The sequence below is a fragment of the Herbaspirillum sp. GW103 genome (genome assembly GCF_000261365.1).
Taxonomy (GTDB): Bacteria; Pseudomonadota; Gammaproteobacteria; order Burkholderiales; family Burkholderiaceae_D; genus Herbaspirillum.
Window position 1 is genome coordinate 132176 of sequence record NZ_AJVC01000004.1, and the last position, 14585, is coordinate 146760.

Sequence of the window (14585 nt, forward strand, 5' to 3'; positions counted from 1 at the left end):
GAATCCTGTCGACACGTCCTGGCTGATCGCACGGGGTTCCCCTTCGATTCCACTTTCGCAACACGGAAAGCATCGTCACGACCGTGCCTTCCAGTATGATGACCACTGAATCGACGGCCCGCGCCCGTGCGCGCGGCGCCGCCTGCATCGAGGAAACACCATGAGCCCATCCCTGCAAGCCTACCGCGCCAGCCTGCTGTATTTCACCAACGATCCCGCCTTCGACGAGCACGCCACCCAATGGCATGGCGATGGCCTGCTGCTGGTGCAAGACGGCAAGATCCAGGCCGCCGGCGACTACGCCACGCTGGCCGCCACCCTGCCGCCCGGCACCGCCATCGAAGACCTGCGTGGCAAGATCCTTTGCCCCGGCTTCATCGATACCCACATCCACTACCCGCAGACCGACATCATCGGCTCGCCCGCGCCTGGCCTGCTGCCCTGGTTGGACAACTACACCTTCCCGGCTGAGCGCCGTTTCCAGCAACCGGAACACGCCAGCGAGGTGGCCGATTTCTTCCTGACCGAACTGCTGCGCAATGGCACCACCAGTGCCGCCGTGTATTGCACGGTACATCCGCAGTCGGTGGATGCCTTCTTCGCCGCCAGCCATGCACGCAACCTGCGCATGGTGGCCGGCAAATGCCTGATGGACCGCAATGCGCCGGATTTCCTGCGTGATACGGCCGAGTCGGGTGTGCGCGAGAGCGAGGAATTGATCGGGCGCTGGCATAACAAGGGACGTCAGCACTACGCCATCACGGTGCGCTTCGCGCCGACCTCCACCCATGAACAGATGAAGCTGGCCGGCGAACTGGCGGCACAGTATCCGGACACGTATATACAAACCCACGTGGCCGAAAATACGGACGAAGTGAAATGGGTGAAGGAGCTCTACCCCGATGCCCGCAGCTACCTGGACGTGTATGACGGCTATGGCCTGATGCGCCAGCGCGCGCTGTATGCCCACTGCATCTGGCTGGACGACCAGGACCGCGCCCGTATGGCGGCCACGCAATCGGCCGCCACCTTGTGCCCGACGTCCAACCTGTTCCTGGGCAGCGGCCTGTTCGACTTCGCCCGTGCCGATGCGGCGCGCGTGCCACTGTCGCTGGCCACGGATGTCGGCGGCGGCACCAGTTTCTCGATGCTGCAGACCATGAACGAGCTCTACAAGGTAGCCCGCATGGGCGGCACCTACCTCCCGGCGCAACGCATGTTCTATCTGGCTACCCTGGGCGGTGCCCGCGCGCTCCAGCTGGAAGGCAGCATCGGCAGCTTCACGCCGGGCTGCGACGCCGACTTCATCGTGCTGGATCCGCAGGCCACGCCCTTGCTGGCCCGCCGCAGCGCCACCACCGACAGCCTGGAGGAACAATTGTTCGCACTGGCCATTTTGGGTGATGACCGTACCATCGCCGCGACCTATTCGGCGGGGGTGCGGGTGCATCAGCGCTGAAATCGTTCATATCGGCCCCGATGCGGGGGAAGCCGGGCTTGCCGTTGAGGCAAGTCCGGCTTTTTTTTACGGCCCATTTTGTAACGGTTTATCCCATCTTTTCGAAACCGCTGGGCGACAGCCTGAGGGAACATCAAACCTCAACGTATCCCACATGCAACATCAATTGATTATTTCCATTAATAAACTGATCAATTGATTTAATATTGGAGCTTCCGCCATGTCAGCGACCCGATTGCAGGTGCAACACTTCCTCGCCCGCTTGGGTGCCTTGCCCTCCCGGGACATCATCTTGTCGCGTCAGCGCAAGACACTGGAATTCATGGCGCAAATCGATTTCGAGATGGTGGATGTGGTGCGCGAGCTCAAGCAGCTCCGCATCGAAGACTACAGCTACGGCCCCGGCCAGAACGACTGGGGCACAGGCTGGGTCTGGCACTTCGGCAAGACGGTAGCGCAGCACATGGGCGGGCAGGAGCAGGGCCATCGCGTGTACATCAAGCTCTGTCTGGCAATGTCGCGCGAGGGACGCCGGACCACGTGCATGTCATTTCACCCGCCTGAAAGACCAATGCAGTTTCCCTTCAAGAAGCCCCCTGTGCAATGGAGTGTTTGATGGAGTGTTTGATGGACCTGAAGCCCTTTGAAATTTGCCCCAACTGTGCCGGCGAGGGAACAGTGCATCTTGTCAGCACGACGGAAGCCCGTATCGTGAACAAGGAAACGTTTGACGTACCGGTGGATTATTTCGCCTGCGACCGCTGTGGCGAGAGCTTCCAGACGCTGGACATGGAAGACAGCCTGGTCAAGGCGCGCGCGCTGTATCGCGCGCGGCATGGAATGGTTGAGCCGGACCGGCTGATCGCCTGGCGCAAGTCGCTGGGGCTGTCACAAGTCGAGCTGGCTGCGGTGCTGGGCTGGGGCGTGGCCACCGTGAGCCGCTACGAAAACGGCAAGCTGCAGTCCGACGCGCATGACAAGGCCATGCGCATGGCAATGGGCTCGGTGGACACCCTCATTGAACTGGTCCGCAGTGCGCGTGATCTTGCTCCGCAAGTGCGTACCCGGCTGCTGGCCGAACTGGAAAAGCGGGCGGGCGCCGCTGCGCTGGAGAAGGCCTTCGTGAGCACCGCACGTACCGCCCCTGCCGAGAGCCTTCGGCTGGACAAGCTCGAACAAGTCGTGCTCTTGCTCAGCGAAGGCGAAGGTGTCTTCGTGACCAAGCTCAACAAGCTGCTCTTCTACAGCGATTTCAAGCATTACCAGCAGCGAGGAAGAAGTCTCTCGGGGCTGGCTTATGAACGCCTGCCCTACGGACCGGTGCCGTCGGCGTTCCGCCTGCTGTTTTCCCTGCTGGAGCAGCGTGGACTCATCGAACAGGCGGAGGTCCAGGTCGGCGCGATGGAAGGGACCCAGGTGCGGGCCTTGCGCAGTGCCGACCGCAATCACTTCGATGAGGACGAAGTGGGCCTGCTGCTGGCCATCAAGAAGCGCTTTGCCAAGATGAGCGCCAGTGACATTTCCGAAACTTCGCACCGGGAACAGGCGTGGACTCAGACGCCCATGGGCGCCCTGATCGACTACCGGCACGCTGCCGCACTGAGCTTCTGAATCCTTTCAGCGCGGCTGATACAGATAAAGAAAAGCCTCCACCGCCCGCTGGGCCGACGCCTGCAGCTGATCCGCCGGGATCTCGGTGACCACGTTGAGCATGCGCACTTCCATCCATTCCGCTTCGATCAACGCGCGAAACTGCATGGCGGCGATCCAGGCGTCAGAGGAGCGCAGCTTGCCCTCCTCCATTTTGACCTTCAGGAAATCGGCAATGCGCGTCCAGCCGCGTTTGGGCCCGCGCTCATACAGCAGCGGCCCCAGTTCCGACTTGCCGGCGTAATACATCGCCAACCGCTTGACCGCCACGATCTCCGGCCGGAACACCACCCCCAGATAATGATTTGCCAAGCGCAATAAACCGGCCCGTACTTCGTCTTCATTACGCAAGGCCATGAACAACTCTTCAAACTGGCAACCCACCTGCTTGATCATCACCTCCACGAAGATTTCTTCCTTGGAGCTGAAATAGTTGTACAGCGTGGCCTTGGAGCCCCCGATACGGGCCGAGATTTCCGCCATGGAGGCGCCTTCGAAACCGATTTCGTTGAATACCTCGGCAGCGATGTCGATCATCTGCTGCCGCCGCTCTTCACTCTTCTTGCGCATGATTGTCCTGTAATGCCGGCCAGAAAACCGGCCAATCCCGAATTATAGGCGACGATGCCGCCGAAAGCCGCCTGATTGCCCTCAAATACGGTAGAAAAAACCATGTTGCGGCAATGCCGCACAAAGACGAGCAATTTCTCGCAATGTGCCTTGACACTTCATAAAACCGAATACTATACTGAACTGTACAGTTAATAAACACCCGATTTTCTGATTCAGTCGTTCACTCCACTCTCCACGCAAATGAACAAGAACTCATCCCTCCCCGATCAGCGGGCGCCCCATCCGGCGCTGCGATCCGCGCGGCCTACCCTGCCGTGGCGGCGGGCGGTGGCGGTCTCGGCGGCCCTGCTGACGGCTACGCTCATGGCCGGCTGCGCCTCCTTCACCGATCTCGGTGCGCGCGCCGAACCGAAATCCATCGATCAGTACCAGACCCGCCAGACCCTGGCCGCTGACGCCGTACAAGCCGCCTGGCCCAGCGACCGGTGGTGGACGGTCTACGGCGACGCCCAATTGAATGCGCTCATCGATGAAGCCCTGCAAAGTGCACCCTCCATGGCCGTGGCCAAGGCGCGCCTGATGAAGGCCGAAGGCAGCGCCCAGCAGCAAGGTGCGGCCCTGTATCCGCAAGCAAGCGGCAACGCCTCGCTGGATCGCATGAAGCAGTCCTACAACAACGGCGTGCCGCCGGATTTCGTGCCCAAGGGCTACAACAACGAAACCCGCACCACGCTGGACTTCAGCTACGAAATCGATTTCTGGGGCAAGAATCGCGCGGCCCTGGCCGCCGCCACCTCGGAACTGGAAGCCAGCCGTGCCGACGCCGCTCAGGCGCGCATCACGCTGGCCACCTCGATCGCCTCGGCCTACGCCGAACTGGCCCAGCTCTACGCCCAGCGCGATACCAATGTCGCCGCCCTGAAGGTGCGTGAAGAGACGCTGGACCTGTTCAACCAGCGCTTCAACAACGGTCTGGAAACCCGTGGCTCGGTCAAGCAGATGGAAGCCCGCCGCGCCATCGCCCAGGCCGATCTGAAAGCCACCGACGAATCCATCGCCCTGCAACGCAACAAGCTGGCCGCGCTGGCCGGTGCCGGTCCGGATCGTGGGCTGCGGCTGGCGCGTCCGCAAATCGATCTGTCCAAGCCCTTCGGCCTGCCGCAGCAACTGCCGGTGGAACTGCTGGGCCGTCGTCCCGACATCGTGGCCGCACGCCTGCGCGCTGAAGCGGCGGGCAAGCAGATCAAGGTGGCGCGTGCGGCCTTCTATCCGAACGTGAACCTGTCGGCTTATTTCGGTTTCCAGTCGCTGGGCATCGACATGCTCACCCGCAGCGGCTCGGACATCGGCAGCTTCGGCCCGGCCATCTCCCTGCCCATCTTCAATGGAGGTCGTCTGCGCGGACAGTTCCGTTCGGCCAGCGCCAGCTATGACGAAGCCGTGGCCAACTACGACCAGGCCGTCACCCAGGCCCTGCAGGACGTGGCCGATGTCGGCGTGAGCGAGAAGGCCCTGGCCGGTCGCCTGCACGACGTGCAAGCCGCCGCCGACGCCGCCGACGAGGCGTATCGCATCGTCAGCAACCGCTACAACGGTGGCCTCAACACCTATCTCGACGTACTCAATGCGCAGGACACGCTCATCAGCAACCTGCGCCAGCTCTCGGACCTGCGCTCGCGCATGTTCACCCTGGATGTCGCGCTGGTGCGCGCCCTGGGCGGCGGCTACCGTGCCGCCGACGACAGCAAGAGCCAAGACAGCGCCACCGCGCCCCACACCGAACAGCAAGCGAAAGGTTGAACATCATGTCCCACAGCGATTCCCAGGCGGCCCACACCCTGGCCGAAGAAACCCGTCAGCGCAATGAAGCGGCCAGCAAGGCGGCCGCCGCGCAAAAGCGCAAGAAGCTCTTTTCCATCTTCGGCGGCGTGGTCGCCATCGTCGCCATCGGTTACGGCACCTACTGGTACCTGATCGGCTCGCGCTACGTCGAGACCGACAATGCCTACACCGCCACCGAAGTGGCCACCGTCACCCCCGCCATCAACGGCATCGTGGCCGCCGTCGACGTGGTCGACACCCAGGCCGTCAAGAAAGGGGATGTCCTGGTGCGCATCGATGATGCCGACGCCAGGCTGGCCGTAGACCAGGCCGCCGCCGACCTGGACCGCACCGAACGCAAGGTCAAGGGCTACTTCGCCAACGATGCCGGCTTGGCGGCCCAGGTACTGGCCCGCGAAGCGGACCAGAAGCGCGCCAGTGCCCAGTTGCTGTCGGCCCAGGCCGACCTGCAGCGTGCCCAGATCGACCTGCAGCGCCGCGAAGCGCTGGCCAAGTCAGGGTCGGTCTCCGGTGAAGAACTGAGCAATGCCCGTACCGCCCTGCTGACCGCCCAGGCCAATCTGAAGGCGGCCGAAGCGGCTGAAGTGCAGTCCCGCGCCAACATCAAGGCCACCCAGGGCGCAGAAAAGGCCAGCACCGTGCTGACCGCCAACACCACGGTGGCCGACAACCCGGAAGTGGTGCTGGCCCGCGCCAAGCTGGATCAGGCCAGGCTGGACCTGGAACGCACCGTGCTGCGCGCCCCGGTCGATGGCGTCATCGCCCGCCGCCAGGTACAGGTCGGCCAGCGCGTGCAGAGCGGTGCCAGCCTGCTGTCGGTGGTGCCGCTGCAGCAGATGCACGTGGATGCCAACTTCAAGGAAGGCCAGTTGACCAAGGTGCGCATCGGCCAGCCGGTGACCATGACGGCAGACCTCTATGGCAGTTCGGTGCAATACCACGGTGTGGTGACGGGCCTGTCCGGTGGTACCGGTTCGGCCTTTGCGGTGATCCCGGCGCAGAACGCCACCGGTAACTGGATCAAGGTGGTGCAGCGTCTGCCGGTGCGCATCTCGCTCGATCCCAAGGAACTGGCGCAGCGTCCACTGTCGGTGGGCCTGTCGATGGAAGTGGAGATCGATACGCGCGGTCAGATCAAGGCCGGCGACGTCCAGCCCAAGACGGCCAGCACCGAGGCCAGGGCCGCCGCGCTGTAAGCGAGGGACCACCAGGAAAGACTCATCATGTCATCCACACCAAGCGCAACGGCTGGCGACCTGCCAGCCCCCAAGCCCGCCGCCCAGCCTGGTCTCTTCGAGGCCCCGCTGACCGGCGGCCAGCTGGTGGGCGCCGGCATTCTGCTGGCGGCTGCCAACTTCATCGCGGTGCTCGACACCACCATCGCCAACGTCTCGGTCTCGACCATCGCCGGCGCGCTGGGGGCTTCGACCAGCCAGGGCACCTACGTCATCACTTCCTACGCGGTGGCCGAAGCCATCACGGTGCCCCTGACCGGATGGCTGGCCAATCGCTTCGGCACGGTGCGCGTGTTCATCCTCTCGATGGTCATGTTCGGCCTGTTCTCGGCGCTGTGCGGCCTGGCCAATTCGCTGGGCATGCTCATCGCCTTCCGCGTCATGCAGGGCCTGGCCGGTGGCCCGCTGATGCCGCTCTCGCAAACCCTGCTGCTGCGCATCTTCCCCAAGGAAAAAGCACCGGCGGCCGTGGGCCTGTGGGCCATGACCACGCTGGTGGCGCCGATTGCCGGGCCGATCCTGGGAGGGGTACTGTGCGACCAGTACAGCTGGCCCTACATCTTCTGGATCAACGTGCCGGTGGCGCTGATCTGCGGCTATCTCGGCTGGCGCATGCTCAAGCGCTTCGAGACCAAGACCAGCAAGCTGCCCATCGATCGCGTGGGCCTGATCCTGATGGTGGTCTGGGTGGCGGCACTGCAACTGATGCTCGATGAAGGCAAGGAAAAGGACTGGTTCGCCTCCACCGAGATCGTGCTGCTGGCCGTGACCGCCGTGGTGTTCTTCATCGCCTTCCTGATCTGGGAGCTGACCGAGCACAATCCCATCGTCGACCTGCGGGTGTTCCGCCATCGCGGCTTCACCGCCAGCGTGACCACCATCTGCCTGGCCTTCGGTGCCTTCTTCGGCTCGGTGGTGCTGACACCACTGTGGCTGCAGGGCTACATGGGCTATACCGCCACCTGGTCCGGCTGCATCTCGGCGCTGACCGGCATCCTGGCGGTGATGACCGCCCCTCTGGTGGCCAAGATGTCCACCACCGTGGATGCGCGCAAGCTGGTCTGCATCGGCGTGACCTGGCTGGGTTTCATCACCTTCCTGCGGGCCTTCAACACCACCGACATGTCGTTCTTCCAGATCGGCTGGCCATTGTTCCTGCAAGGTATCGGATTGCCGCTGTTCTTCGTGCCGCTGACCGGGCTGGCACTCTCCAGCGTGAACGAGGAAGAGACCGCATCGGCCGCCGGCCTCATGAGTTTCTGCCGCACCATGGCCGGGGCGATTGCCACCTCCATCGTCAATACCAGCTGGGAAAACGACGCCACCTACTTCCACGCCGAACTGTCCGGCCTGGTCGATCGTGGCGGCGATGCGGTCAAAACCATGATGGCTGCCGGCATGAGCGCCGAACAGGCCACCGCATCCCTGGCGCAGACCGTGCAGAACCAGGCCGTGATGCTGTCCACCAACCACATCTTCATGATGGCCGCAGTGTCCTTCTCGCTGGCGGCGCTGGCGGTGTGGCTGGCCCCCAAGCCGACCCGGGTGGCCGATACGACAGCGGCGCACTGAGCCTTGCCCTTCTCCCCCCACAGTCCGTCTCCCCCTGCGGACTGGGCAGGCGGCCACTTCGGTGGCCGCCTGTTTTTTTGGGCGGGAATTTGAGCGGGAAGATGGACGGGCTTGGATGCCGAACTTTCTGGATATTCACCCACAGCTTTGCCCCTGCGCCGGGCCGCGCCGGGCGCAACCCTTGGCTGCACCGCCCCAATGCGCGTACAATCCCGGCTCAAGCATGCGGACCACGGTCCGCATTTTTGATTTATGGCGGCCTCCCCATCGCGGCCGCCATGACGTCCCGCCGCCAGCCGTGGCTTGATGAACCCGTGGTGTCCACGGAGATCCAGGCCAGCCCGCGCGGCCATGCTTCCCGAACTTGCAAGAAGCGATGCCCGCATCGCCCCTGACCCATGACCAAAGACCTCGCCGCCCACACACCGATGATGCAGCAGTATCTGCGCATCAAAGCGGACCACCCCAACACGCTGGTGTTCTACCGCATGGGCGATTTTTACGAACTGTTCTTCGAGGATGCCGAAAAGGCGTCGCGCCTGATGGGCGTGACGCTCACCCAGCGCGGCTCCTCCAACGGCAACCCGATCAAGATGGCCGGTGTGCCTTTCCACTCGGTGGAGCAATACCTGGCGCGCCTGATCAAGCTGGGCGAGTCGGTGGCGATCTGCGAACAGATCGGTGACCCGGCCACCAGCAAGGGCCCGGTGGAGCGCAAGGTGGTGCGGGTGGTCACGCCCGGCACCCTGACCGACTCTGACCTGCTGCCCGAAAAGGCCGAGCGCTGCCTGCTGGCCATGCAGCTGCTGCCGGCCAAGTCGCGCAAGCAGATGCAGGTCGGCCTGGCCTGGCTGTCCATGGCCAGCGGTGCGTTGAAGATGATGGAATTCTCGGTCGACAGCGCCCTGCTCGATGGCCGCGTCAAACAGGAGCTGGAACGCATCTCGGCCGCCGAAGTACTGGTGGCCGATGGCCAGCTGGAGCAGTGTGAGCCGCTGCTGCCCAACCGTGCCGTGACGGTGCCGGACTGGCATTTCGACCAGCCCAGCAGCGAGAAGGCCCTGCTCGATCAACTGGGCGTGGCCACCCTGCACGGCTTCGGCGCCGACGGCCTGGGCCCGGCCATCTGCGCCGCGGGAGCCCTGCTGCGCTATGCGCAATCGACCCAGGGACGCGGCCTGCAGCACGTGCGCACGCTCACCGTCGAATCCGAAAATGAATTCATCGGCCTGGACGCCGCCACCCGCCGCAACCTGGAACTGACCGAAACCATCCGTTCGCAGGATGCCAATGCGCTGGCGCCCACGCTGTTCTCCACGCTGGACCACTGCCGCACCGCCATGGGTTCGCGCCTGCTGCGCCACTGGCTGCATCACGCCCTGCGCGACCAGCAGGTGGCGCGCGCGCGCCACGCTGCCATCAATGCGCTCATGCGCACCGATGCCTGCTCGGGCCTGTCGGCCACGCTGGCGGCGGTGCCCGATATCGAACGCATCACCACCCGCATCGCCCTGCTCTCGGCCCGTCCGCGCGATCTGGCGGGATTGCGCAGCGGTCTGCAGCAACTGGGGTCGCTGCGCGCCTACGTGGAAATGTGTGCACGTGACGCCGAAGCCCCGCTGCTGGGCCAGTTGCACGAAGACCTGGCGACGCCCGCGGAATGCCTGGACCTGCTGGAACGCGCCATCATGCTGGAACCCGCCGCCATGGTGCGCGATGGCGGCGTGATCGCGCGCGGCTATGACGCCGAACTCGACGAACTGCGCGGTCTGTCGGAAAACGCCGGCCAGTACCTGCTGGAACTGGAGGCACGCGAGCGCGAACGTACCGGCATCGCCAACCTGCGCGTGGAATACAACAAGGTGCATGGCTTCTACATCGAGGTCACCCACGGCCAGACCGACAAGGTGCCGGAAGACTATCGCCGCCGCCAGACCCTGAAGAATGCCGAGCGCTACATCATTCCCGAACTGAAGGCCTTCGAGGACAAGGCGCTCTCCGCGCAGGAACGTTCACTGTCACGCGAGAAATTCCTCTACGAACAGTTACTCAATGACATGGGCGTTCATATCGTGCGCCTGCAATCCATCGCCCATGCGCTGGCCCAGCTCGACACCCTGGTGGCCCTGGCCGACCATGCCGTGCGCAACAACTGGTGCGCACCGCAACTGGTCGAAGAACCCTGCATCCAGATCGACCAAGGTCGCCACCCCGTGGTGGAAAACCAGATCGAGCGCTTCATCGCCAACGACTGCCAGCTGGCCGCCGAACGCAAGCTGCTGCTCATCACCGGTCCCAACATGGGCGGCAAATCGACCTTCATGCGCCAGGTGGCGCTGATCACGCTGCTGGCCTATGTGGGCAGCTTCGTGCCCGCCACCAGCGCAGTAATCGGCCCCATCGACCGCATCTTCACCCGCATCGGCGCGGCCGATGACCTGGCCGGGGGGCGTTCCACCTTCATGGTGGAGATGACCGAATCGGCCTCCATCCTCAACAATGCCACCGAGCATTCGCTGGTGCTCATGGATGAGGTCGGACGCGGTACCTCGACCTTCGACGGCCTGGCCCTGGCCTGGGCGATTGCCCGGCACCTGATCGACGTCACCCGCAGCTTCACGCTGTTCGCCACGCACTATTTCGAACTGACGCAGTTGCCCGACCTCCATCCGACGGCGGCCAACGTGCATCTCTCGGCCGTGGAGCACAAGGACAGCATCGTCTTCCTGCATGCCGTGCAGAGCGGCCCGGCTTCGCAGAGCTACGGCCTGCAGGTGGCACAACTGGCCGGGGTACCGGCAGCAGTCATCCGCGCCGCCCGCAAGCACCTCTCGGCACTGGAAAGCCAGTCCATGCAGCCGACGCCGCAGTTCGACCTGTTCAGCACCCCTTCCTTCATGGATACCACAGTGGAAACTGAAGAAGCGCACGATGAACGCACGCCGCCAGCCACGGTCGAACCTGATCCGCTGGCGCAGGCGCTGTGGCAGTCGCTGGACGGCATCGACCCCGACGCCCTCACGCCGCGCCAGGCGCTGGATGCGCTCTACCAGCTCAAGGCCCTGCGCCGGGGGCAATGAGGACAGCCCCCACCGCCGCTACCTGCCACCCTTTGACCCGCACAGAGACTGCATGCCGATCCAGCCGCTCCGTCACCTCCTGCTGAGCACCTGCTTGGCGGCAGCCACCCTGCTGGCTGCCGGTGCGGCCCGCGCCGGCGCGCAGGATTTCGCGTTTGCCGTGATCAACCACGCGGCCGCCGGGGTCAAGGGCGACGGCGGGCTGCGCCAGGCGCTGGCCGAGACGGATGCCGACAATCTCGCCTTCGTGGTGGTCAATGGCATCAAATCGCCCTCCGAAAGCTGCGACGACGCGCTCTATGCCCAACGGCATGACCTGCTCGCCCAGGCGCAGAACGGTATCTTCGTCTCGCTGGCAGGCAGCGACTGGATCACCTGCCGCGACCGCGAAAACCGCTCGGACGCCATCGAGCGCCTGGCGCGCATGCGCGATATCTTCTACGCTGGCGAATTCTCCCTGGGCGCCAGCCGCCTGCCGATGCTGCGCCAGTCGCTCACGCCCAAATTTCGCAGCTATGCCGAGAACACCCGCTGGGAAGTCGGCAATGTCCTCTTCGCCACCGTCAACCTGCCGGCGGCCAATAATCATTTCCTGCTCGATGGCGGACGCAACAACGAGTTCGAGGACCGTCTCATCGCCAACCGCAACTGGCTGCAGCACCTCTTCGCCTTTGCCGCACTGAAGAAGAGTGCGGCCATCGTCTTCTTCAGCGATGGCAATCCCTTCGGGACGCCGCCCAGGCGCTCCTTTTTCCGGACCCAGCGCGACGGCTTTGTCGAGACGCGCAAACTGTTTTCGGAACTGGCGGGCAAGTTCCGCGGGCGAGTGCTGGTGGTACATGCTCAGGGCGGCAAGAACAAGGCCGCTGCCCACATCCTCTGGAGCGGCAACCTCGGCAGCGTGGGTGTGGGCGAGCGCTGGCTCAAGGTAGTGGTCGATGAGCACCTGCCGCAACTGTTTGCGGTAGCCGATGCGGATGGAGAACGGCGCTAGGCGGCCAATACGGGTGAAGAACGGCTGGAAAGCGGCTGGAAAACGAGTTTTAACGACTTATATGAAGAAAAACGCCCGCAGAGCGCATCTGCGGGCGTTTTTTAGTCATCGCCGGAAGGAATTTACCGATTTTCGGGACGCCCTCGGCGGCGATGCAGGATCAGTTCAGCGGCTGGCTGCGGAAGTGGTCGCCGGCGTCGCCTTCCTCTTCGTCATCGTGGTGGTGATGATGGCCATGGGCGCCATGCACGTGGCCGTGGGCCACTTCTTCCTCGGAGGCGGCACGCACTTCGGTCACCGCCAGTTCGAAGCGCAGGGCGATGCCGGCCAGCGGATGGTTGCCGTCCAGTACGGCCTTGCCGTCAGCGACTTCGGTGACCGTGAAGATGACCGATTCCTCGCTGTCATCGTCGGGCGAACCTTCGAACTGCATGCCCACTTCCAGCGGCTGCGGCAGGCGTTCGACCGGCTCGATCTTGACCAGCTCGGAATCGTATTCGCCGAAGGCATCTTCCGGCTCGACCTGGATCGTGGTGCTGTAGCCGGTTTCCTTGCCATCCAGTGCTTCTTCGATCTTGGGCAGGGTGTTGTGGTAACCGCCGTGCAGGTAGACCATCGGCTCGCTGCTTTGCTCGATCAGGTTGTTCTGGGCATCCGACAGCTTGTAGTTGACGGAAACGACGGTATTCTTGGCGATCTTCATCGTAAGGGTCCTTTGTATCGATAGTGGTGCGGGAGCGGCAGGGCTGCGGTTCATGCGCGCCAGGCACCTGCCACCCGGGTTGGGGCCTAAGAACCATCCCCTTGCCATTCCCGCGAGGCAAGGACTCTTTCAAAACGGTTTCTCGACCCTGCGATTATACCTGCATCAAACTTGGTCGCCGCCAATGGCTTGCTACCGCGCCAGCCCGCCTATAATGGCGACCATGAAAAAACTCGATCTGCTCGGCGGCATCACGCCCGCCCAATTCCTGCGTGACTACTGGCACAAGAAGCCGCTCCTGATCCGCAACGCCCTCCCCGGTTTCACCGCACCGCTGCCGCGCCGCGAACTGTTCGACCTGGCCCGTCGCGAGGAGGTCGAATCGCGCCTCATCACCCACCGCAGCGATGGCTGGGACATGCAGCACGGCCCCTTCAACAAGCTGCCGCCCTTGAAGCAGAAAGCCTGGACCCTGCTGGTGCAGGGCGTGAACCTGCATCATCCGGCGGCCGACGCCCTGCTGCGCCAGTTCCGCTTCCTGCCCGATGCGCGCCTGGATGACCTGATGATCAGCTATGCCACCGATGGCGGTGGCGTCGGTCCGCACTTCGATTCCTATGACGTGTTCCTGCTGCAGGCCCACGGCCAGCGCCGCTGGCGCATCAGCGCCCAGGATGACCTGACGCTGGAGGAAGGCGTGCCCCTGAAAATCCTCAGCCACTTCCAGCCGGAACAGGAATTCGTGCTGGAGCCGGGCGACATGCTCTATCTGCCGCCGCAATATGCCCACGACGGTGTGGCCGTGGGTGAGTGCATGACCTATTCGATCGGTTTCCGCGCACCGGCCTATCAAGAACTGGGCGAATCCTTCCTGGAATTCATGATGGATACCATCGACCTGCCCGGCCGCTATGAAGATCCGGACCTCAAGGCCAGCGCCAGGCCGGCCGAACTGCCGCTGGACATGGTGGCGCGCATCCGGGATGAACTCAACAAGATCCGCTTCACCGACGACGACATCACCATCTTCCTCGGCGAGCACCTGTCGGAGCCCAAACCCAGCGTCTTCTTCGAGGCACCGGCCCAGGAACTGTCCTTTGCTCGCTTTTTCCAGGGGGCCAAGAAACGCGGCCTGGCCTTGCACCGCAAGACACGCATGCTGTATCGCGGCTCCCACGTCTTCATCAATGGCGAATCCTTCCAGGTCAACCGCGGTGACAAGGCCATCCTGGCCCGCCTGGCCGACTCGCGTGTGCTCGACAAAAGCGACTTCGAGCAGGCCTCCGAAGACTTGCTGGAAGCCCTGCATCAATGGCATGAAAGCGGCTGGCTCGACATTATTCGAGATTAGTTAAAAATTATGGTGGCGACTTCTCGAAATTACTTTAGGAAATCCCGGGAAGTGGCTTGCATCAAGCTTTTGCGGCCGCAGGGAGGGGGATGTAAGTTCTTACAAATTCTTACGAATTCCCGTGGC

The 14585-nt window shown here is 63.5% G+C and carries 11 protein-coding genes; 9 read left to right on the top strand and 2 right to left on the bottom strand.

The features are described 5' to 3' along the window. The first annotated feature begins 160 nt into the window (after positions 1-160). The 3 genes from guaD to GWL_RS12805 all read left to right on the top strand — a co-directional run bounded on the left by guaD (position 161) and on the right by GWL_RS12805 (position 3070). Entirely contained in the window at positions 161-1459 is a 1299-nt protein-coding gene (gene guaD, locus GWL_RS12795) for a guanine deaminase (RefSeq protein WP_008330759.1), read from the top strand. A 220-nt stretch (positions 1460-1679) separates the two neighbouring features. Further along, the gene (locus tag GWL_RS12800) at positions 1680-2075 is read left to right on the top strand and encodes a hypothetical protein (RefSeq protein WP_008330762.1); all 396 of its coding nucleotides are present in this window, start codon (positions 1680-1682) and stop codon (positions 2073-2075) included. An 11-nt stretch (positions 2076-2086) separates the two neighbouring features. Beyond that, positions 2087-3070: a type II TA system antitoxin MqsA family protein gene (locus GWL_RS12805; RefSeq protein WP_008330780.1), complete on the top strand. Its 984-nt coding sequence runs from the start codon at positions 2087-2089 to the stop codon at positions 3068-3070. A gap of 6 nt (positions 3071-3076) precedes the next feature. On the opposite strand, the gene GWL_RS12810 is transcribed toward GWL_RS12805, so the two are convergent. Next, complete coding sequence (locus tag GWL_RS12810) at positions 3077-3679, bottom strand: TetR/AcrR family transcriptional regulator (protein ID WP_008330781.1); 603 nt, start codon at positions 3677-3679, stop codon at positions 3077-3079. A 243-nt stretch (positions 3680-3922) separates the two neighbouring features. Between GWL_RS12810 and GWL_RS12815 the strand changes: the two genes are divergently transcribed. From GWL_RS12815 to GWL_RS12835, 5 genes are all read left to right on the top strand, one after another. Beyond that, the gene (locus tag GWL_RS12815) at positions 3923-5482 is read left to right on the top strand and encodes an efflux transporter outer membrane subunit (RefSeq protein WP_255347961.1); all 1560 of its coding nucleotides are present in this window, start codon (positions 3923-3925) and stop codon (positions 5480-5482) included. Between the two features lie 5 nt (positions 5483-5487). Further along, positions 5488-6720, top strand: a complete 1233-nt coding sequence (locus GWL_RS12820) for an HlyD family efflux transporter periplasmic adaptor subunit (RefSeq protein ID WP_008330784.1) — start codon at positions 5488-5490, stop codon at positions 6718-6720. A 27-nt stretch (positions 6721-6747) separates the two neighbouring features. Beyond that, positions 6748-8331 carry a DHA2 family efflux MFS transporter permease subunit gene (locus tag GWL_RS12825; protein WP_008330805.1) on the top strand — a complete coding sequence of 528 codons (1584 nt, stop codon included), beginning with the start codon at positions 6748-6750 and terminating at the stop codon, positions 8329-8331. A gap of 398 nt (positions 8332-8729) precedes the next feature. Then, a complete protein-coding gene (mutS, locus tag GWL_RS12830; RefSeq protein ID WP_008330807.1) occupies positions 8730-11411 on the top strand; it encodes a DNA mismatch repair protein MutS in 2682 nt (893 codons plus the stop codon). 52 nt (positions 11412-11463) lie between these two features. Then, a complete protein-coding gene (locus tag GWL_RS12835) occupies positions 11464-12405 on the top strand; it encodes a hypothetical protein (protein WP_034350775.1) in 942 nt (313 codons plus the stop codon). Between the two features lie 160 nt (positions 12406-12565). On the opposite strand, the gene GWL_RS12840 is transcribed toward GWL_RS12835, so the two are convergent. Further along, entirely contained in the window at positions 12566-13108 is a 543-nt protein-coding gene (locus GWL_RS12840; protein ID WP_008330810.1) for a peptidylprolyl isomerase, read from the bottom strand. Between the two features lie 223 nt (positions 13109-13331). Between GWL_RS12840 and GWL_RS12845 the strand changes: the two genes are divergently transcribed. Further along, a complete protein-coding gene (locus GWL_RS12845) occupies positions 13332-14459 on the top strand; it encodes a cupin domain-containing protein (RefSeq protein ID WP_237713571.1) in 1128 nt (375 codons plus the stop codon). The last annotated feature ends 126 nt before the right edge of the window (positions 14460-14585 follow it).